Raw genomic sequence first — 20,632 nt, 5'->3', positions numbered from 1 at the left:
GCAAGTGATTTCGACAAAAGCTGTAAAGCCCACTCTGCAACTTGCCTACGTTAAGCTCATGATGGACGTTGTTGGTCGAGGCTTAGTCATGGCGAGTCAAGTAGATAGTGAAATACAAGAGGAAGTGTCTAAATTTCCTGTTCACTTTGTACTTTCAATGAATGTCTTCCCAAATGGACCAGCATTTTTTGCACGAGTGACAGAAGATAAACAATTAGAACTGCTAAAAAGAGCGGAAAAAAAGCCTGACTTAACCATTACGTTTAAGCATGTAACTCATGCTTTTTTGGTTTTCTCTTTTCAGGAAAGTACTGCTCAAGCCTTTGCAAATGATCGCATGATTGCTGATGGCGATGTATCCGCAGCAATTCGTTTAGTCCGCTGCCTCAATAAAATGGAGTCTCTCATTTTACCGAAATTGGTGGCTTCACTCGCTGTTAAAGAATACCCAACTGAACTTACCCTAAAAGAAAAATTCAACCAAGCTGCAAATATTTATTTAAAAGTAGCTAAGTCTTACTTCAAGCGGAGCGCATAACATGGCTAAACCATATTACGAATTCTTTTGTCCTGTAAAAGTCATTGCCGGTAATGCTGCTTTAGAACATATTCCGTTTGAACTTGCGACTTTAGGTGCAAAACGCCCTCTTATCATTACCGATAAAGGTGTTCGTGCAAATGGCTTGTTAAACCCTATTGAAGCTGCTTTTAGCACAACTGATGCAGTCATTGGTCATGTTTTTGATGATGTTCCACCAGACTCAAGTCTTGAAGTTGTTCGACTTGCCGCGGAAGCTTATCGCACAAATAAATGTGATGCGATTATTGCTGTGGGTGGTGGTTCTGTTATCGATACCTCTAAAGCAACTAACATTTTAGTATCAGAAGGTGGAGATGATCTTCTTCAATATTCTGGTGCACACAACCTACCAAAACCATTAAAACCATTTTTCGTCATCCCGACTACATCAGGTACGGGATCTGAAGTGACCATGGTTGCTGTTGTGTCTGATACACAAAAGAATGTTAAATTGGCATTTGCTTCATATTACTTAATGCCACATGCTGCGATTTTAGATCCACGCATGACATTAACTTTACCACCTCACTTAACTGCAATGACGGGTATGGATGCGTTAACACATTGTGTTGAAGCATACACCTGTATGGCAGCCAACCCACTCAGCGATGCCTATGCAAGTGCAGGTATTAAAAAGATTAGCGAAAATCTATTTAATGTCTTAGAAAATCCAAATGACTCACAAGGTCGTTTAGAACTCGCCCAAGCTTCTACAATGGCAGGTATCGCATTCTCTAACTCGATGGTAGGCCTTGTACACTCATTAGGACATGCATTAGGTGCAGTTGCTCACCTGCCCCACGGGCTGTGCATGAACTTATTCTTACCTTATGTGCTTGAGTACAATAAACAAGTCAATGGTCAGAAAATTGGCGAGTTGCTATTACCACTTGCAGGTGCCGATATTTATGCCCAGACTCCTGCTACTCAGCGTGCAGACAGAGCAATCGCAACTATTTTAGCAATGCGTGATCGTTTATTTAGCTTAACCAAATTACCACGTACCTTACGTGAAACAGGTAAAGTTACTGAAGCACAGCTTGATGAAGTGGCAGAGAAAGCACTAAATGATGGCTCAATTATTTATAATCCTAAAGAAGCAAGCTTAAAAGATCTAAGAGAGATCTTACAAAAAGCTTGGTAAGTTAAGATTTAGATATCTAAAGCAAAAAGCTAAAGGTCTGATTTTTATGATAAATCAGACCTTTTTTATATCTATGAATTTTTATTCATCATTTTCTTTGGAAATATGGCAAAAAATTTGCTAAAAAATCCACGAAAGTACTGACAATTTGCATCAATTTAGGATAGATTGGCGCACTTTATCTTTTATGTAGGGGGGATCGTTCGTCTCAAACGATCCTTAACACCAAGCTGATCCTTGATCAACGATTATGAGGATAACGCCGTTGACAAACTTATCTGGGACTAAACCAACAGCTAAACTTCAAAAGAATCTTGTGCTTTGGCACATCATTATTATTGGTTTAGCTTATATTCAGCCATTAACTTTATTTGATACTTTTGGTTTAGTATCAGAACGAAGTGGTGGTCATGTACCTACTTCTTATATCTTTTCCTTAGTTGCAATTTTATTGACGTCGATCAGTTATGGACACATGATCAAACGCTATCCTTCTTCAGGATCAGCATATACCTACGCCCAAAAGTCAATTCACCCTAATGTTGGTTTTATGGTGGGTTGGTCATCTTGGCTAGACTATTTACTTTCACCACTCGTCAATATCATTTTGGCCGATATTTATTTAAGAGCTTTGTTTCCAGAAGTAAATAATTGGCTATGGGTTATTGGCCTAACTGCATTAATGACTGTGATTAACTTATTTGGCGCACGCTTTGTCGCGCGTTTTAACAGTACAATTGTGGTTATTCAACTTGGTGTTATTTTTTACTTTGTTTATCAAGTATATATTCTCCTTACCCAAGGCGTATATGCTGATGGTACGCTTAATCCCGATAAAGCCGAATTATGGTCATTAACTCCTTTTTGGAATGATATGACTTCTATTAGTGCTTTGATTGGTGGTGCAACAGTACTGTGCTTTTCTTTTACAGGTTTTGATGCTTTATCTTCACTTGCAGAAGAAACTAAAGATGCTGAAAAAACGCTTCCAAAAGCGATTTTCTCAACAGCATTGCTTGCAGGTATTATTTTTATCGTAAGCACTTACTTTATACAGTTGTATTTCCCTAGCAACCCAAACATCTATTTTAAACCGTTAGATGAATCACAACCTGTTATGGTTGCAGCAATTGGCAGCATTGCATTTAAAACATTAGTTTTATATTTTGCTGTAGTTGCAGTAATGGCATCCGGTATTTCAGCACATGCTGGTGTATCTCGCTTAATGTATGTAATGGGTCGTGATGGGGTTATCAATAAAAAGTTGTTTGGTCATATTAGCCCAAGATTGCATACTCCGACTTACAACATTCTTATTGTTGGTGTGGTTGCATTATCTGCTGGCTTTTTAGACCTTGAACATATTGTTAACTTAATTAGTTTCGGGGCCTTAACTGCTTTTAGTTTTGTAAACTTCTCGGTGATTTCGCGCTACGCGCTGAGAGATGGTAAAAACAAATCTATCAAAGATATTATTAATTACATTATTGTACCAACGCTTGGCTTTGCTAGTGTGTTCTTAATGTGGTTAGAAATTGACAAGCTTGCTTTGCAAATTGGCTTAGCTTGGGCAGTGTTTGGGGTAGGTTATCTTGCCTATAAAACCAAAGGCTTTAAATATAATGCTCCTCAACATAATGAGCATGAATAACAAAAAAGGCGCTTAAAAGCGCCTTTTTTTATGGACTCATTAACCATATATTTTATTTACAATGGCTTGTACACGTTTTGCATAAACTTTAGCTGTTTCCAAATCCCCTGTTGGGACTTCATCTACACTTGCATCCGAAGGTGATTGAACTAAAAGCCCTACCGAACCGCCTAAGTTGTTTACATCTTCACGTGTTGCATCTTTAGTATTCGCTGGCAATAAGCCCAGACTCACCCAAATGCCACCATGCTGTGATGCTAAAGTTTGCAGCTGGATAAGCGTAACTTGTTTATCCCCATTTAAACTTGCACTATTCGTAAAGCCTGCAAATACTTTATCTTGCCAACCACGTGTGAACCAAACTTTTGAAGTGGCATCAGCAAATTTTTTAAATTGCCATGGTGCTGTACCCATATAGGTCGGCGCACCAAACACAATACCTTTTGCATTATTCAATGTTTCCCAATCTTGCTCAGTGATATTACCTTCCTGATCAATCTGGATAAGTTGAGCATTAATTTCATTAGCAAAAGTTTCAGCCACTACTTTAGTGTGGCCATAACCTGAGAAATATACAACCGCAATATTAGAATTAGACATGGAAGAAAACCTATGTTTTATTAAATTCCATTTAATGATATATTTTAGATACTAGGTGTCAATTAGTTACCATTTGGTAACTATCCTATTTTTTTAGAAAAGAGAGGGTAAATTAGATGAATGAATGTCTAAAATATAATATTTTTCAACAACATTGCCCTGCTCGACTGTTTTTTGAAAAAATTGCAGACAAATGGGTTTTACTCATCTTAAATATTCTTGAGCATGAAACTCAGCACTTCAACTTACTTAAAAAAAATATTGAAGGGATTTCACCTAAGGTCTTGTCTCAGAAGTTAAAAATGTTAGAGAGAGACGGTTTTATCGAACGAAAAATTCAGGATACTTCCCCTATTCGTGTCGATTATTCCCTCACGCCACTTGGGCAAAATGTAGCTGCTATGGCGTATCAGTTAAAAGAGTGGGCTGAAACTAATATTGAGCAAGTTTTAGCAGCTCAAATCATGTATGACGAAAAAATACTAGAACAAGCTTGAATAAAAATAAGGCCACTAAGGGCCTTATTTTTATTTAGTACTTAAGAAATTAACCTAATTTTTTAAAGCCTTGCTGACGCCATGCTTCATATACAATTACGGCAGTTGCATTAGATAAGTTTAAACTTCTTGAGTTTTCTGCCATTGGTAAACGAATCCATTGTTCTTGAGGGAACATCAGACGAACATGTTCAGGCAAGCCGCGTGTTTCTGGCCCCATCAATAAAGCCACGGGTCTATTTAAATCAACTGTATGAGGCGTAGCAGAACCTTTCGTAGTTAAAGGAAAAATATGCTCAACACCTTTTGCTTTTAAGTCCGCAAGACAAAGCTCTATGTTGTCCCAAATTTGCATTCTTGCCCATTCATGATAATCAAGCCCTGCACGTTTAAGCTTTTTATCATCCAGTTCAAAGCCTAAAGGCTTAACTAAATGCAATTGAGCGCCTGTATTCGCGCATAGACGAATAATATTACCTGTATTAGCAGGAATCTCAGGCTCGTATAGAACAACATGAATCACTTAATTACTCACTTAAATTACTTATTGGTTAGCTCAGGCAATAATTACATCTCTTTTGCAGATATCAATAAGCCGACTAATTCCACTGTAACTGTTCACGCAAACGTACAACCTCACCAATAATTGTGAGTGTCGGCGCATGAATTTGATGTTCTGTCACTTTAGATGCAATATCAGCAAGTGACCCCACCACAACCTTCTGTTCAGGTGTCGTACCCTTTGAAATTAACGCAACTGGCATATCTGGACGTTGTCCATGCGCAATCAGCTGTTCACAAATACGCTCTAATCCCACCAACCCCATATACAGTACTAATGTCTGGTTTTCGTATACCAGTTCGTTCCACGGTAACTCAGGAGAACCTTCTTTTAGATGGCCTGTAAGAAAGCGGACACTCTGGGCATAATCACGATGGGTAAGCGGAATACCTGCATAAGCTGAACACCCTGACGCAGCAGTAATACCGGGAACAACTTGAAATGGGACGCCAGCTTGGAATAACTCTTGGATCTCTTCGCCACCACGGCCAAAAATAAAAGGGTCTCCCCCTTTTAAACGACAAACACGTTTACCTTTTTTCGCGTAGTCAACCAATAATGCATTAATACCTTCTTGAGGAACACTATGGTTAGAACGCGCTTTACCAACATATATTTTTGTTGCGTCTCGACGACACAATTCTAAAATAGGTGCAGAAACAAGGCGGTCATAAATGACCACATCAGCTTGCTGCATTAAACGTAAAGCTTTTAAAGTAATGAGTTCAGGATCACCAGGACCTGCACCCACCAAATAAACCTCGCCTTTAGGTGCTTTCCACTCCTGCAGTGCTTGTTCAAGCATGCTATCGGCAACATCTAGATTGTCATTAAAAACTTGTTCTTTTAAGGGGCTCGCATACAAGTTTTCCCAAAATATACGGCGCTCATCTGGATTAGAAATTTTTTCTTTAACCTGATTGCGCCATTTTCCTGAAAACTCAGCTAACTTGCCCATGCCATGTGGAATAGAGGTTTCTAACTGTGTACGGATTTGACGAGATAGAACAGGAGATGTTCCATTTGAGGCCACAGAAACAATTAATGGAGATCGATCAATAATCGCAGGCACCATAAAACGACAATGTGGAATATCATCGACGCTATTTACAAGTAAATTGCGCGCTTCACACTGCTCAAAAACTGTTTTATTTACTTCTGCATCATTGGTCGCTGCAATAACTAAACGATAGGGTGTACTTAAAAATTTTTCAGCAAAAGCTTCAATAAACGGCTCGCCGCCTGTTGTTTTAATTAATTGCAGAAGCTGATCTTCAATTGCAGGAGCAACAACATCAATTATTGCTCCTGCTTTAGCTAATAAAGTTGCCTTGCGTAAAGCAATATGCCCTCCGCCCACAATCAGACAACGTTGCTGCTGCAACTTCAAAGAGATTGGAAAAATATCCACCTTAAACCTCTACATCAATCATCTGACTATGTTTAAGCAAAAACCGTGCACAATTTAGATGCAAAGCTTAATCAATAAACGTTACACCACCCATATATGGGCGTAATACTTCTGGAATCTCAATTGAACCGTCTTTGCGTTGGTAGTTTTCCATTACTGCAAGTAAAGTACGCCCTACAGCAAGGCCTGAACCATTTAGAGTGTGCACCAATTCGGTCTTCTTCTGATCCATACGGTAGCGTGCTTTCATACGACGTGCCTGGAAATCACCCATATTAGAGCAGCTTGAAATTTCACGGTAAGTATTTTGACTTGGAACCCAAACTTCTAAATCATAAGTTTTAGTCGCACCGAAGCCCATATCACCACCACAGAGCAAAATTTTGCGGTAAGGCAAACCAAGTGCCTGTAGAATGCCCTCAGCATGTGCAGTAAGCTCTTCAAGTGCCTGCATAGATGTTTCAGGCTTAACGATTTGCACCATTTCAACTTTATCAAATTGGTGCTGACGAATTAAACCACGTGTATCACGACCATAAGAACCTGCTTCACTACGGAAACATGGTGTATGGGCCGCATATTTTAATGGTAAACGGTCTGCATCAATAATTTCATCACGGACAAAGTTAGTGACTGGAACTTCTGCTGTAGGGATGAGGTAGTATTCTTTTTCACCTTGAAGTTTAAATAGATCTTCTTCAAATTTTGGTAACTGACCTGTCCCACGTAATGAATCAGCATTTACCAAATAAGGCACATAAGCTTCGGTATAACCATTCTTTAAAGTATGGGTATCGAGCATGAACTGAGTTAAAGCACGTTGTAGACGAGCTAAAGGTCCCTTCAACACACTAAAACGTGAGCCTGTGAGTTTAGTGGCAGTTTCAAACTCTAGTCCGCCCATCCACTCACCTAAATCAGTATGATCTTTGATTTCAAAATCGAACTGACGAGGTGTACCCCATTTTGAGATTTCAACGTTATCATTTTCATCTTTACCAGCTGGTACAGATTCGTCCGGCAAGTTAGGAATGCTAAGCGCTTTTTGCTCAATCTCGTTTTGTAGCTCTGATAAAGCAACTTCGGCAGCTTTAATTTCATCACCAATGGCTTGCATACGTGCCATGATTTCAGAAGCATCACCACCGGATTTTTTAATCTGACCCACTTGTTTAGCACCGGCATTTCGCTCTGCCTGTAACTTTTCAGTTTTTGATTGCAAGTCTTTACGGCGAGTCTCTAAAGATGCCCATTCTTGAACATCTAACTGAACACCACGTTTTGCCAAAGCTGCATTAACGACTTCAATATTATTTCTGAGTAACTTAGGGTCGATCATAATCAATCATAATATGGGTAAAAAACTGGCTATAGTGTAAGCCCTTAACACTAAAAAATATAGTGATCATCTTCATAACGAATAGCTTTCACACAATTCTTAGAATAGATCTTATATTTTATAAGTTATAGTTCGGTACACTCGGTAAATACTCAGGTTTAATATATTTAGCTGCTTCAAAATATGGCAAGGTTAATTCAGACATACCTTCTGCATAAGAAGCTAATTCATAAATTGGATAGACAAAAACAATCCCATTTGCACCATAGTAGAAATTATCACTTAATTGCAGTTTTTCGCGGCTAATATTGTGCTCTTGAAGCCAATTAGTATTTGCATCAAAAAGTGCATCAACCAACTGTTTTTCAACATCTGGCTTAATAAGTTCTTCAACGGTAATGTGCTTTTTATTTAGCAAGTCAAAATTTACAAACTCTTGATGTGACATACCATGTGCTGCCCCCGCAGAGTATGAATATGTCTGGAATGCAAAGGTTGCAAGGTTATAATTTTGCCCTAAATAACGGACATAGATGGCACTCTGACTTGAGCTCGGCTCCCCTTCCGGTACCTCAACAGGTTTATCAGCCAAATTTGCAAAAGCATTCGGGTCTGCTTTTTTTATACGGTTCGTAAAATAATCATTAATCCATTTTTGATTGGTTTGTACGGTCTGAAAATCATATTCAGTGCAGCCGTCTTCAAGACAAACTTTAGGTTTTGGCAGCTTTACAGGAACAACTTTTGCTTGAATGACAGGGACTTCAGCTTGCTTTTGCTCTTTTACTGAAGCACTAGAAGCCGGTTGTTCATCTTTAGCTGTAGATTTTGGCTGACAACCGCTCACCGCAACCATGGCAGCTAACATTGGAAGAATGAAAATAGTTTTTTTATCGTAAAGTTGCATGTTAATCCCCGTAAACTCACTCCTACCACTATACAAAGCGTAAGTTTAAGACGGGGTTAAAAAATGTATCTAGGCTTGATATATAAAAAGAAAGCCATCGTAAAGATGGCTTTCTAAATAATCAGACTTATTGATCAATAATATCGGTACCTTTCGGAGGCGTAAAATTGAAGGTTGAAGCCGGAATTGAGGCATTTACTTTAACATTCTTGAAACGAACATAAGTCGTTTGACCTAAAGAATCTTGTAATACCATGAGTGTAGGTGCTTTGTTGGCACCAAAACTAATCGTTAAGCTTTGGAAAGCTCCATCTTCTTTTTTAGGGAATAAAGTGAAATATAACTTAGATTTATCTGGCTGAGTTACCCGGTAAGACTTCATGATTTGGTTAGTATTACCAGAGAGTAATAAAGCAGGTGTATCAGCGACCTGATCATCTAGGCTTTGGCGCACAGCCTGTTGTAGATCAGGGTCATAAATCCAGACTGTTTTTCCACTTGTTACAATAGTTTGCTTAGAGGGACTTACAGTTTCCCAATAAAATTTCCCCGGACGTTCAACTTTCATTGAACCTTTAAATGTCTGGTTCATATGCTGAGCACTTAAGCCTTTTTTCTGTGCTACAGTTTTTGTATTCGCTTTCGTTGTTTGTTCAAAATCGGCAGTCAAACGCTGTAAGCCTGATAACTGATTTACCAGGTTCCCAATTGCCTGTTGCTCCGGTGCTGCTACGGGTGCAGCGAACGCTGTAGTACTCATTACAGGAGCAAGCACTGAGGCGCTGAGTGTAATAGCACACATGGTTTTACGAAGCATATTCATGTCATCACCTTTTTAGTTGCTGTAAGATAACTTGCTAGCCTTTCAATTAATCCAGCTATACAAGCTCTTCATTCAAGACTTATATTAACCGACAAACTTTGTGCTAATCATTGAGAAAATAAGATATTTTGTTATGTTATTCATGTTGTTTGTAGAATTTCATTCATCATCATGAAGACAATATTGATGTATTTCCATAAAAAAAGCCCACAAAATGTGGGCTTTTTCTTAAGCTAAAACTTAAACAGTTTCAACTTTTACGTAGCGACGGCCAAATTGACCTTTCACTTCGAATTTTACTACGCCGTCAGCAGTAGCAAATAAAGTATGGTCACGGCCCATACCAACATTTGCACCAGCGTGGAATTCAGTACCACGTTGACGAACGATGATGTTACCAGCAGTTACAGTTTGACCACCGTAAACTTTAACACCTAACATTTTTGGGTTTGAATCACGACCGTTCTTCGTCGATCCACCGGCTTTTTTAGTTGCCATGTCTCTTACTCCTCGTGATTAGCCTGAAATACCAGTAATTTTCAACTCAGTGAACCATTGACGGTGACCTTGTTGTTTACGGTAGTGTTTACGACGACGCATTTTGATGATGCGGATTTTGTCGTGACGACCATGACCAATCACTTCTGCAGTTACTTTAGCGCCAGCTACAACTGGAGCACCGATTTGAATGTTGTCACCGTTTACAACCATTAATACATCATCAAATGTAATAGTTGCGCCAGATTCAGCCTTCAATAATTCAACTTTAAGGGTTTCACCCTCAACTACACGGTGCTGTTTACCACCGCTTTGGATTACTGCGTACATAACGTACTCCAATCAGCCCGTGTCGTCGTGCCGATAAAGGGATATATCGATCTTAAAACGAACGCCACTGGGGTTATACAAGGCGACAGATTTTAAGTGAAATTTGATCAAACGACAAGTGCTTTATCTTTAACTAAGCAACAGAAGCCATCATTCTTACATAATAAAAATAGCTTCAATTTGATTTTAGTACTTTTCATTGATTCTGAATGGAATTTAAAATACAGTTCCAAACACAACTTGCAACAAGAACAAGCTGTATTCATGTTGACGTTATTAAAATTTATTGTTTTGTCGGAAACACATCGTTTTGCCGAAATAAAGAACAAAGAACTCTTCATGAACATACAAATGATTAATATCAATTGCTTGTTTCCCTGTTTAATGCACTTTTAATTGATACACTAACGCCACTTATCTACCAATACGGGGTTTTTCTTCATATGGTCATCGATTTTAAGCAAGACATTCTCGCTCCTGTTGCTACAGACTTTGCTGCGATGGATCACTTGATTAATGAAGGAATTAGCTCAAAAGTCGGCTTGGTCATGTCAGTGAGTAAACATGTAGTTGAAGCTGGCGGCAAACGTATGCGCCCAATCATGTGTTTACTTGCAGCACGCGCTTGCGGCCTCGACAATATGCAAAATGCACAGCGTCTGGCAGCTATTATTGAAATGCTTCATACCGCAACTTTAGTGCATGATGATGTAGTTGATGAATCTGGACTTCGCCGTGGTCGTCCTACTGCAAATGCAACATGGAACAATCAAACGGCCGTATTGGTTGGTGACTTCCTTATTGCCCGCGCTTTTGACCTTTTGGTTGATTTAAACAACATGACCTTATTAAAAGACTTCTCAACAGGTACATGTGAAATTGCTGAAGGTGAGGTATTACAGCTCCAATCTCAGCATCAACCGGATACAACCGAAGAAACATATTTAAAAATTATTCACGGGAAAACTTCTCGTTTATTTGAACTTGCAACCGAAGGTGCAGCTATTTTGGCTGGGCAAGAAGCTTACCGCGAACCTTTAAGATTATTTGCAGGCCATTTCGGAAATGCATTCCAGATTATTGACGATATTTTAGACTACACTTCAGATGCTGAAACATTAGGTAAAAATATTGGTGATGATTTAATGGAAGGTAAACCGACTTTACCGTTAATTTCAGCATTAGCACATTCAACCGGTGAAGAGCATGCCATTATCAGACGCAGTATTGCGACTGGTGGTGTTGACCAATTACCTAAAGTGATTGAAATTGTGCAAAAGTCTGGTGCTTTAGACTATTGCCAGCGCCGTGCCCAAGAAGAAACAGAAGCAGCACTGCAAGCCTTATCAATCTTGCCTGATACACCTTATCGTCAAGCGTTGATTAATTTAACTCGGCTTGCATTACATCGAATACAGTAGATATTATTTTGCCTATGCATATAAATTTTTCAGAACATTTTTTTAAAATCCAAAAACAGCTTGAAAACCCTCAAGCTGTTATTGACGAAAATATTCTCATTGACCTAGTCAATGCTTTACGGCCATCCGATCCTCAAGATACGGATGAAATAGAGCAAAAAATACAAGCCTTTATTGATAGCCTATTACTTACTCCTACCGCTCCAGCCCTTTTACAAACCTTTTTATTACGCCTCATTAATCAATATAAGCAAGTCAGCTTATATGCAGATAGCGGTATTTTGTCTTTAGATGGTTTCTGGAACCAGCTTGGGCAAAGACTTGGCGGCCATTTTCTGCCACTTATTGAAGATGCAAGCCAGCTTAAAATTCTGATTGGAAAAATTTTCTATTTAGAAAGTGATTCAATCTGGTTAAACAATGTCGATGACAAGGATTGGGCAACTTTGTTCGGACTTATTGGGCAAAGTAATAGTAATGTCGCTGAAAAGCATGCCATTCAGCGAGAAATGATTAAGGCGATTACTGTCTTATCTTACCGTATTAGTGGTATTGGTCTTTATCCTGAATTTATTAACGCTCAACCTGAGTTAACCGAATATGAATCGCCATTTTTGGTACAAAACCGTGAAATTATTGAGTTTATAGAGAAGTACAAAAAACAGGATATTTCCAGCAACGACATTGCTGTGCTTCCACCACCTGATGCCTCTCAAGCATTTGTAATGCTAGAGCAGTGTCGAGACGTCGTTTTAAAAATACGTCGAGCGACCAAAAGAATCGGTGTTAGTTTAAGTTTGACCTATCTTTTGTCTTTACTTGAACAGTGTTTAGATCGGATTGAATTATTACTCTATCTAGTTGTAGACGATAGCGAGGGACGTTACGTTTCTTTAGGAAACTTAATTTCAGACTTAACTAAAGCACATTATAGTGAAAAAAGTGTCCGCTCGTTACTCAGCACGACCAGTGAGCTTATTGCCTTTCAAGTCACAGAGAATGCAAGCCGTACTGGCGAACACTATGTAAGTACAGACACCAAAGGCTTTTGGGGCATGTATAAAGCCGCTGCTGGTGCAGGTGTGATTATTGCCTGTATGGCCTCATTAAAAATTCTTGCTGCACGTATGACGATGGCTCCGCTCATGCAAGCCTTTACGTTCAGTATGAACTATTCACTGGGCTTTATTCTGATTCATGTATTGCACTTTACTGTTGCAACAAAACAACCCGCAATGACAGCTGCCGCACTTGCAGCCACAGTTCAGCAACGTAAAGGCTCTAAAACGGCACAAATTGCAGAATTAGCCGCACTTATTATCAATATTATTCGAACTCAGTTTATTGCTATTTTGGGTAATATCTCGATTGCAATTCCTACTGCTGCTCTTATTACCTTTGCTTGGCAGTTCTATCTTGATGAGCCTTTATTAACTCATACCAAGGCAACTTATCTATTACATAGCCTAAACCCTTTTACCTCATTAGCCGTTCCGCATGCAGCGATTGCTGGGGTGTGTTTGTTTTTATCTGGCCTAATTGCGGGCTACTTCGACAACATGGCAGTTTATAGAAAAGTAGGACCCCGTTTAAAAGCACATCGACGTTTAAGAAACTTATTTGGGCAAGAACGCCTGAACCGTTTTGCAGAATATATTGAACGTAATTTAGGGGCGCTCGCAGGTAATTTCCTATTTGGCGTAATGTTAGGAAGTATGGGAACAATTGGCTTTATTTTGGGCCTACCTCTAGATATTCGTCACATTGCCTTTGCGTCAGCGAACTTCATTCAAGGTTTAATGACTATTAATGGTAGTCCTGATATTGGCTTGATTATAGTTTCATTTTTAGGCGTACTCTGTATTGGTCTCACCAACTTATTTGTGAGTTTCACACTCACTATTATTGTGGCATTACGTGCACGTCGAGTTCGCTTTGAACAATGGAAGCCATTAGCCAAACTGGTCATGACCCATTTTCTTACCCGACCAAGTGACTTCTTTTGGCCACCGAAACAGCCTCTAGAATTAGAAGAAAATGCCCAAGCCAATAGTGGAAAAAAAGCAGAACATTAAATGTTTTGCTTTGTACACAAAATGTGATGTCCGTCAATTTTGTTGTGATTGTTTTTCCAAATGTTAAAAAAATTTCAAAATGAATTTACGATGATCTATCAGGCTTGAAAAAAAGTGTACTGGCAAGTACACTTTCAACGGCGTTCAATAGTGAAAAACTATATGAATAAGCAAAGGTGTGTTTATGCCCTATCTATTGCTTTGTATTGGTTGCGTTTTTTTAGGATTAGGTGTTCTTGGTCTTTTTGTACCAAGTCTTCAATCTTTGGACTTGCTCACCGTTCAAACATTGAGTCACCATCGTTTAGATTATCTTAATACTATAACCACCTTTCTTGCACGCGTAGGCGGCATGCCTTTTGTATGTTTTTTATCCTTTCTAGTATGTATATATTTAGCATGGTATAAAAAATATATTACTGTTATTTTCATTAGCTTGGGAGTTATTGGCAGTATCACCATGGGTTGGCTGCTCAAGTGGTGTGTTAACCGGCCTAGACCTCCTGAGGCATATCATATTGTTGAAAGTTACGGTGCATCGTTCCCAAGTGCACATAGTGTTTATGCATCAACACTGGCTTGTCTGGCAATGATTATGTTATGCCATAAGCACAACATTAACTCTCCTTATATTGTTTTGATCTCCTGTCTTTGGTTTGTGTGTATGGGGCTTTCAAGAATATATGCAGGAGTTCATTTCCCAACAGACGTACTCGCTGGTTGGGGCATTGGTTTTATTTGGATTGCACTGCTTTGGCTCTGGTTATTACAAACACAAAGTAGGTTAAGTAGAAAACAAATATATTTTTAGATTTTATCTAAACGAGGTGGAACAATGATGTCGGCTAAGCTTTGGGCACCAGCCCTTACTGCTTGCGCATTAGCAACAAGTATCGCGCTTGTTGGTTGTAGCAAAGGCTCCGATGAGAAACAGCAAGCTGCTGCTGCTCAGAAAATGCCGCCTGCAGAAGTAGGTGTTATTGTTGCTCAACCACAAAGTGTTGAACAAAGCGTTGAGCTTTCAGGCCGTACTTCAGCATATCAAATTTCTGAAGTTCGTCCTCAGACAAGTGGCGTGATTTTAAAACGTTTATTTGCTGAAGGAAGCTATGTTCGTGAAGGTCAGGCGCTTTATGAGCTCGACTCTAGAACGAACCGTGCAACGTTAGAAAATGCAAAAGCATCACTCCTACAACAACAGGCAAATCTAGCTTCACTACGTACCAAGTTAAATCGTTATAAACAACTTGTTTCTAGTAATGCTGTGTCTAAACAGGAATATGATGACTTACTTGGTCAAGTCAATGTTGCAGAAGCACAAGTTGCAGCAGCTAAGGCTCAAGTAACAAATGCAAATGTAGATCTTGGTTATTCTACAATTCGCTCTCCTATTTCTGGCCAATCTGGTCGTTCTTCAGTAACGGCTGGTGCTTTGGTTACTGCAAACCAGACTGACCCGTTGGTAACGATTCAACAGTTAGATCCTATCTATGTTGATATTAATCAGTCTAGTGCTGAGTTATTGCGTTTACGTCAACAACTAAGTAAAGGCAGTTTAAATAACAGTAACAACACGAAAGTAAAATTAAAGCTTGAAGATGGTTCTACCTATCCAATCGAAGGGCAACTTGCTTTCTCTGACGCTTCTGTAAACCAAGATACAGGAACAATTACATTACGTGCCGTATTCTCTAACCCGAATCATTTATTGCTTCCGGGTATGTATACCACTGCGCAAATTGTTCAGGGCGTTGTTCCAAATGCTTACCTGATTCCTCAAGCTGCCATTACTCGTTTACCTACAGGACAAGCTGTAGCGATGCTTGTTAATGCTAAAGGGGTTGTTGAGAGCCGTCCTGTTGAAACCTCTGGTGTTCAAGGACAAAACTGGATTGTGACTAACGGCTTAAAAGCCGGCGATAAAGTCATTGTTGATGGTGTTGCCAAAGTTAAAGAAGGGCAAGAAGTATCAGCAAAACCTTATCAAGCTCAACCAGCAAACTCTCAAGGTGCAGCACCAAATGCTGCGAAACCGGCTCAATCAGGTAAACCTCAAGCAGAACAGAAAGCAGCTTCAAATGCATAAGGGGTAGATTGAATGGCACAATTTTTTATTCATCGCCCCATATTTGCGTGGGTGATTGCATTAGTCATTATGTTGGCGGGTATTCTTACGCTAACAAAAATGCCTATTGCACAATATCCAACGATTGCACCACCAACCGTAACGATTGCTGCGACTTATCCTGGTGCATCGGCTGAAACAGTTGAAAATACTGTAACCCAGATCATTGAACAACAAATGAATGGTCTTGATGGCTTACGTTATATTTCATCTAACAGTGCTGGTAATGGTCAGGCATCTATTCAATTAAACTTTGAACAAGGTGTTGACCCTGATATTGCACAGGTTCAAGTTCAAAACAAATTGCAATCTGCAACTGCGCTTTTACCTGAAGATGTACAACGTCAAGGTGTAACAGTTACTAAATCTGGTGCGAGCTTCTTGCAAGTTATTGCATTCTATTCACCAGATAACAACCTGTCAGACTCTGACATTAAAGACTATGTAAACTCGTCAATTAAAGAACCGCTTAGCCGTGTTGCCGGTGTTGGTGAGGTACAGGTCTTTGGTGGCTCATACGCAATGCGTATCTGGCTTGATCCAGCTAAATTAACAAGCTATCAACTTACTCCTAGTGATATTGCAACTGCCTTACAAGCGCAGAACTCGCAAGTTGCTGTAGGTCAGTTAGGTGGTGCTCCGGCTGTACAAGGTCAAGTTCTTAACGCAACAGTAAATGCACAAAGCTTATTGCAGACTCCTGAGCAGTTTAAAAATATCTTCTTAAAGAACACAGCATCAGGTGCTGAGGTTCGATTAAAAGATGTTGCTCGCGTAGAATTAGGTTCGGATAACTATCAATTTGACTCGAAGTTTAACGGTAAACCGGCAGCTGGTCTTGCAATTAAAATTGCAACAGGTGCTAACGCACTCGACACAGCCGAAGCAGTTGAACAACGTTTATCTGAACTACGTAAGAACTATCCAACAGGTCTTGCAGATAAACTGGCTTATGACACGACTCCATTTATCCGTCTTTCAATTGAAAGTGTAGTACACACATTAATTGAAGCCGTGATTTTGGTATTCATTGTCATGTTCCTATTCTTACAAAACTGGCGTGCAACGATTATTCCAACGCTTGCAGTTCCAGTAGTTGTATTAGGTACATTTGCGGTCATTAATATCTTTGGCTTCTCAATTAACACCTTAACCATGTTCGCTATGGTATTGGCAATCGGTCTTCTGGTCGACGACGCCATTGTTGTAGTCGAAAACGTTGAACGTGTGATGAGTGAAGACCATACCGATCCGGTTACGGCCACTTCTCGCTCAATGCAGCAGATTTCTGGTGCGTTAGTAGGTATTACCAGCGTATTGACAGCGGTATTCGTACCAATGGCTTTCTTTGGTGGTACAACAGGTGTAATTTACCGCCAGTTCTCGATTACCCTTGTAACTGCAATGGTTCTGTCGTTAATTGTAGCGTTGACGTTCACACCGGCACTTTGTGCAACTATCTTGAAACAGCATGATCCTAATAAAGAACCAAGCAATAATATCTTTGCGCGTTTCTTTAGAAGCTTTAACAATGGTTTTGACCGCATGTCACATAGCTACCAAAATGGTGTTAGCCGCATGCTTAAAGGCAAAATCTTCTCTGGCGTGCTCTATGCTGTTGTAGTTGCCCTTTTAGTCTTCTTGTTCCAAAAACTCCCGTCTTCATTCTTACCAGAAGAAGATCAGGGTGTGGTCATGACACTTGTACAATTACCACCAAATGCAACGCTTGACCGTACCGGTAAAGTGATTGACACCATGACTAACTTCTTTATGAATGAAAAAGATACCGTAGAATCTATTTTCACTGTTTCTGGTTTCTCATTCACAGGTGTTGGTCAAAACGCTGGTATTGGCTTCGTTAAGTTGAAAGACTGGAGCAAACGTACGACACCAGAAACTCAAATTGGTTCATTGATTCAGCGTGGTATGGCATTAAATATGATCATTAAAGATGCATCATATGTTATGCCGTTACAGCTTCCAGCAATGCCTGAACTTGGTGTAACTGCCGGATTTAACTTGCAGCTTAAAGATTCAAGTGGTCAAGGCCATGAGAAACTGATTGCAGCTCGTAACACGATTTTAGGTTTGGCATCACAAGATAAACGTCTTGTAGGTGTGCGTCCAAATGGTCAGGAAGATACTCCTCAGTATCAAATTAATGTAGATCAGGCTCAAGCTGGTGCTATGGGCGTTAGTATTGCCGAAATCAACAATACAATGCGTATTGCATGGGGTGGCTCATACATTAACGATTTCGTTGACCGTGGTCGTGTGAAAAAAGTTTATGTTCAAGGTGATGCGGGCAGCCGTATGATGCCTGAAGACTTAAACAAATGGTATGTACGTAATAACAAAGGTGAGATGGTTCCATTCTCGGCGTTTGCTACAGGCGAATGGACGTATGGTTCTCCACGTCTCGAACGTTATAACGGCGTGTCATCAGTTAACATTCAAGGTACACCTGCACCTGGCGTGAGCTCTGGTGATGCCATGAAAGCAATGGAAGAAATTATTGGTAAGTTACCATCTATGGGCTTACAAGGTTTCGACTATGAATGGACAGGCTTATCACTTGAAGAACGTGAGTCTGGTGCTCAAGCGCCGTTCTTATACGCACTTTCATTGTTAATCGTATTCCTTTGCTTGGCTGCACTATATGAAAGCTGGTCAATTCCGTTCTCGGTTTTACTTGTGGTACCACTTGGTGTCATTGGTGCAATCGTATTGACCTACTTGGGCATGATTATTAAAGGAGATCCAAATCTCTCAAATAACATTTACTTCCAGGTAGCGATTATTGCGGTTATCGGTCTTTCTGCAAAAAATGCGATCTTGATTGTTGAATTCGCAAAAGAATTGCAGGAAAAAGGTGAAGATCTACTTGATGCAACCTTACATGCTGCAAAAATGCGTTTACGTCCAATTATCATGACCACCCTTGCCTTCGGTTTCGGTGTACTTCCACTTGCACTTTCAACAGGTGCCGGTGCAGGAAGTCAGCACTCTGTAGGCTTTGGTGTACTTGGTGGCGTACTCAGCGCGACGTTCTTAGGTATCTTCTTTATCCCTGTATTCTATGTGTGGATTCGTAGTATCTTTAAGTACAAACCAAAAACCATAAACACTCAGGAGCATAAATCGTGATGCAAAAAGTATGGTCTATTTCAGGTCGTAGCATTGCGGTATCTGCACTTGCGCTTGCTTTGGCAGCTTGTCAAAGCATGCGCGGCCCAGAACCAGTCGTGAAAACCGATATACCACAAAGCTATGCATATAACAGCGCTTCTGGTACGTCTATTGCTGAACAGGGTTATAAACAGTTCTTTGCTGACCCGCGTTTGCTTGAAGTGATTGATTTGGCTCTTGCCAATAACCGTGACTTACGTACAGCAACGCTCAATATTGAACGTGCTCAACAGCAATATCAGATTACACAGAACAACCAGCTTCCAACAATCGGTGCAAGTGGTAGTGCAATTCGTCAGGTTTCTCAAAGCCGTGATCCGAATAACCCCTACTCTACTTATCAAGTAGGTTTGGGTGTAACTGCTTATGAGCTAGATTTCTGGGGTCGTGTTCGTAGCCTCAAAGATGCTGCTTTAGATAGTTATCTTGCAACACAAAGTGCTCGTGATTCGACTCAAATCAGTCTGATTAGCCAAGTTGCTCAAGCATGGTTAAATTATTCGTTTGCAACAGCAAACTTAAGACTGGCAGAGCAAACGCTTAAAGCACAGTTAGATTCTTACAATCTCAACAAAAAACGTTTTGATGTAGGTATCGACAGTGAAGTTCCATTACGTCAAGCACAGATTTCCGTAGAAACTGCGCGTAATGATGTAGCGAACTACAAAACTCAAATTGCTCAAGCACAAAACTTGTTGAACTTACTTGTAGGCCAACCTGTTCCACAAAACTTGTTACCTACACAACCTGTAAAACGCATTGCTCAACAAAATGTATTTACTGCCGGTTTACCAAGTGACTTGTTAAATAACCGTCCGGATGTAAAAGCTGCTGAATACAACTTAAGCGCTGCGGGTGCGAATATTGGTGCTGCAAAAGCACGTTTATTCCCAACCATTAGCTTAACGGGTTCGGCTGGTTATGCATCAACTGACTTAAGTGATCTATTTAAGTCTGGTGGTTTTGTATGGTCAGTTGGTCCAAGCTTAGATTTACCAATCTTTGACTGGGGTACACGCCGTGCCAATGTAAAAATTTCTGAAACCGATCAGAAAATTGCATTGTCTGATTATGAAAAATCAGTTCAGTCGGCGTTCCGTGAAGTTAATGACGCGCTTGCAACTCGTGCCAACATTGGTGAGCGTTTAACAGCTCAGCAACGTCTAGTAGAAGCGACTAACCGCAACTACACACTTTCAAATGCGCGCTTCCGTGCTGGTATTGATAGTTACTTGACAGTTCTTGATGCACAGCGTTCTTCATATGCGGCTGAACAAGGTTTGTTATTGCTTCAACAAGCAAACTTAAACAACCAAATCGAGTTATACAAAACTCTAGGTGGTGGTTTAAAAGCAAATACTTCAGATACAGTGGTTCACCAACCATCTAGTGCTGAACTTAAAAAGCAATAAGTTTTAAATCACTTTCTTATAAAAGCTCACTTCGGTGGGCTTTTTTATTGCAACTCATCTGAATA

19 protein-coding genes are annotated in these 20,632 nt (G+C 39.9%); 11 read left to right on the top strand and 8 right to left on the bottom strand.

The genetic code is table 11. The features are described 5' to 3' along the window. The first annotated feature begins 4 nt into the window (after positions 1-4). The 3 genes from R5R67_RS11430 (at position 5) to R5R67_RS11420 (ending at position 3,375) form a co-directional block, all read left to right on the top strand. Entirely contained in the window at positions 5-538 is a 534-nt protein-coding gene (locus tag R5R67_RS11430) for a hypothetical protein (protein ID WP_000626048.1), read from the top strand. Between the two features lies 1 nt (position 539). Beyond that, a complete protein-coding gene (locus tag R5R67_RS11425; RefSeq protein WP_001118410.1) occupies positions 540-1,724 on the top strand; it encodes an iron-containing alcohol dehydrogenase in 1,185 nt (394 codons plus the stop codon). 265 nt (positions 1,725-1,989) lie between these two features. Then, on the top strand, positions 1,990-3,375 hold the full coding sequence (locus tag R5R67_RS11420; RefSeq protein WP_000183446.1) for an APC family permease: 1,386 nt from the start codon (positions 1,990-1,992) through the stop codon (positions 3,373-3,375). Between the two features lie 39 nt (positions 3,376-3,414). On the opposite strand, the gene R5R67_RS11415 is transcribed toward R5R67_RS11420, so the two are convergent. Beyond that, positions 3,415-3,975: a flavodoxin family protein gene (locus R5R67_RS11415; RefSeq protein ID WP_000071875.1), complete on the bottom strand. Its 561-nt coding sequence runs from the start codon at positions 3,973-3,975 to the stop codon at positions 3,415-3,417. Between the two features lie 116 nt (positions 3,976-4,091). Here R5R67_RS11415 and R5R67_RS11410 point away from each other — a divergent pair, with 116 nt between their 5' ends. Continuing rightward, on the top strand, positions 4,092-4,472 hold the full coding sequence (locus R5R67_RS11410; RefSeq protein WP_001001261.1) for a winged helix-turn-helix transcriptional regulator: 381 nt from the start codon (positions 4,092-4,094) through the stop codon (positions 4,470-4,472). 49 nt (positions 4,473-4,521) lie between these two features. Here R5R67_RS11410 and R5R67_RS11405 read toward each other — a convergent pair whose 3' ends face one another. The 7 genes from R5R67_RS11405 to rplU all read right to left on the bottom strand — a co-directional run bounded on the left by R5R67_RS11405 (position 4,522) and on the right by rplU (position 10,342). After that, complete coding sequence (locus R5R67_RS11405; RefSeq protein WP_000582202.1) at positions 4,522-4,995, bottom strand: tRNA (cytidine(34)-2'-O)-methyltransferase; 474 nt, start codon at positions 4,993-4,995, stop codon at positions 4,522-4,524. Positions 4,996-5,071: 76 nt separating this feature from the next. Continuing rightward, a complete protein-coding gene (gene cysG, locus R5R67_RS11400) occupies positions 5,072-6,445 on the bottom strand; it encodes a siroheme synthase CysG (protein ID WP_000350915.1) in 1,374 nt (457 codons plus the stop codon). Positions 6,446-6,512: 67 nt separating this feature from the next. Further along, complete coding sequence (gene serS, locus R5R67_RS11395) at positions 6,513-7,784, bottom strand: serine--tRNA ligase (protein ID WP_000566838.1); 1,272 nt, start codon at positions 7,782-7,784, stop codon at positions 6,513-6,515. Positions 7,785-7,902: 118 nt separating this feature from the next. After that, positions 7,903-8,691 (bottom strand): RsiV family protein, encoded by a 789-nt coding sequence (locus R5R67_RS11390; RefSeq protein WP_001177773.1) that lies wholly within the window; start codon positions 8,689-8,691, stop codon positions 7,903-7,905. A gap of 127 nt (positions 8,692-8,818) precedes the next feature. After that, complete coding sequence (gene lolA, locus R5R67_RS11385) at positions 8,819-9,514, bottom strand: outer membrane lipoprotein chaperone LolA (RefSeq protein ID WP_001056757.1); 696 nt, start codon at positions 9,512-9,514, stop codon at positions 8,819-8,821. Between the two features lie 240 nt (positions 9,515-9,754). After that, complete coding sequence (gene rpmA, locus R5R67_RS11380; RefSeq protein ID WP_000201632.1) at positions 9,755-10,012, bottom strand: 50S ribosomal protein L27; 258 nt, start codon at positions 10,010-10,012, stop codon at positions 9,755-9,757. A gap of 18 nt (positions 10,013-10,030) precedes the next feature. Beyond that, positions 10,031-10,342, bottom strand: coding sequence for a 50S ribosomal protein L21 (rplU, locus tag R5R67_RS11375; RefSeq protein WP_000271409.1), 312 nt, complete (start codon positions 10,340-10,342; stop codon positions 10,031-10,033). 96 nt (positions 10,343-10,438) lie between these two features. Here rplU and R5R67_RS11370 point away from each other — a divergent pair, with 96 nt between their 5' ends. The 7 genes from R5R67_RS11370 to adeK all read left to right on the top strand — a co-directional run bounded on the left by R5R67_RS11370 (position 10,439) and on the right by adeK (position 20,567). Further along, positions 10,439-10,738 (top strand): hypothetical protein, encoded by a 300-nt coding sequence (locus R5R67_RS11370; protein WP_000667118.1) that lies wholly within the window; start codon positions 10,439-10,441, stop codon positions 10,736-10,738. A gap of 47 nt (positions 10,739-10,785) precedes the next feature. Further along, positions 10,786-11,763, top strand: a complete 978-nt coding sequence (gene sdsA / locus R5R67_RS11365; RefSeq protein WP_000234081.1) for an All-trans-nonaprenyl-diphosphate synthase — start codon at positions 10,786-10,788, stop codon at positions 11,761-11,763. Between the two features lie 14 nt (positions 11,764-11,777). Beyond that, a complete protein-coding gene (locus tag R5R67_RS11360) occupies positions 11,778-13,838 on the top strand; it encodes a site-specific recombinase (protein WP_318754847.1) in 2,061 nt (686 codons plus the stop codon). Between the two features lie 184 nt (positions 13,839-14,022). After that, on the top strand, positions 14,023-14,649 hold the full coding sequence (locus tag R5R67_RS11355) for a phosphatase PAP2 family protein (protein ID WP_002004370.1): 627 nt from the start codon (positions 14,023-14,025) through the stop codon (positions 14,647-14,649). Between the two features lie 24 nt (positions 14,650-14,673). After that, positions 14,674-15,924 (top strand): multidrug efflux RND transporter periplasmic adaptor subunit AdeI, encoded by a 1,251-nt coding sequence (gene adeI / locus R5R67_RS11350; RefSeq protein ID WP_000986589.1) that lies wholly within the window; start codon positions 14,674-14,676, stop codon positions 15,922-15,924. Positions 15,925-15,936: 12 nt separating this feature from the next. Further along, on the top strand, positions 15,937-19,113 hold the full coding sequence (gene adeJ / locus R5R67_RS11345; RefSeq protein WP_000046678.1) for a multidrug efflux RND transporter permease subunit AdeJ: 3,177 nt from the start codon (positions 15,937-15,939) through the stop codon (positions 19,111-19,113). Next, positions 19,113-20,567 (top strand): multidrug efflux RND transporter outer membrane channel subunit AdeK, encoded by a 1,455-nt coding sequence (gene adeK / locus R5R67_RS11340; protein WP_001174793.1) that lies wholly within the window; start codon positions 19,113-19,115, stop codon positions 20,565-20,567. The genes adeJ and adeK overlap by 1 nt, the downstream gene beginning before the upstream one ends. Positions 20,568-20,632 lie beyond the last annotated feature (65 nt).

Source organism: Acinetobacter sp. OYA S30 (assembly GCF_033599315.1).
GTDB lineage: Bacteria > Pseudomonadota > Gammaproteobacteria > Pseudomonadales > Moraxellaceae > Acinetobacter > Acinetobacter baumannii.
The sequence above is the reverse complement of the archived record's forward strand: the minus strand, read 5'-3'. Positions and strand labels throughout refer to the sequence as shown.

Bases quoted from the DNA above. Each gene is read 5' to 3' on its own strand.
- adeK (WP_001174793.1), top strand. From the start codon at position 19,113: ATGCAAAAAGTATGGTCTATTTCAGGTCGTAGCATTGCGGTATCTGCA.
- R5R67_RS11425 (WP_001118410.1), top strand. From the start codon at position 540: ATGGCTAAACCATATTACGAATTCTTTTGTCCTGTAAAAGTCATTGCC.
- lolA (WP_001056757.1), bottom strand. From the start codon at position 9,514: ATGAATATGCTTCGTAAAACCATGTGTGCTATTACACTCAGCGCCTCA.
- sdsA (WP_000234081.1), top strand. From the start codon at position 10,786: ATGGTCATCGATTTTAAGCAAGACATTCTCGCTCCTGTTGCTACAGAC.
- R5R67_RS11390 (WP_001177773.1), bottom strand. From the start codon at position 8,691: ATGCAACTTTACGATAAAAAAACTATTTTCATTCTTCCAATGTTAGCT.
- R5R67_RS11355 (WP_002004370.1), top strand. From the start codon at position 14,023: ATGCCCTATCTATTGCTTTGTATTGGTTGCGTTTTTTTAGGATTAGGT.
- R5R67_RS11360 (WP_318754847.1), top strand. From the start codon at position 11,778: ATGCATATAAATTTTTCAGAACATTTTTTTAAAATCCAAAAACAGCTT.
- serS (WP_000566838.1), bottom strand. From the start codon at position 7,784: ATGATCGACCCTAAGTTACTCAGAAATAATATTGAAGTCGTTAATGCA.
- rpmA (WP_000201632.1), bottom strand. From the start codon at position 10,012: ATGGCAACTAAAAAAGCCGGTGGATCGACGAAGAACGGTCGTGATTCA.
- rplU (WP_000271409.1), bottom strand. From the start codon at position 10,342: ATGTACGCAGTAATCCAAAGCGGTGGTAAACAGCACCGTGTAGTTGAG.
- R5R67_RS11415 (WP_000071875.1), bottom strand. From the start codon at position 3,975: ATGTCTAATTCTAATATTGCGGTTGTATATTTCTCAGGTTATGGCCAC.
- adeI (WP_000986589.1), top strand. From the start codon at position 14,674: ATGATGTCGGCTAAGCTTTGGGCACCAGCCCTTACTGCTTGCGCATTA.
- R5R67_RS11410 (WP_001001261.1), top strand. From the start codon at position 4,092: ATGAATGAATGTCTAAAATATAATATTTTTCAACAACATTGCCCTGCT.
- adeJ (WP_000046678.1), top strand. From the start codon at position 15,937: ATGGCACAATTTTTTATTCATCGCCCCATATTTGCGTGGGTGATTGCA.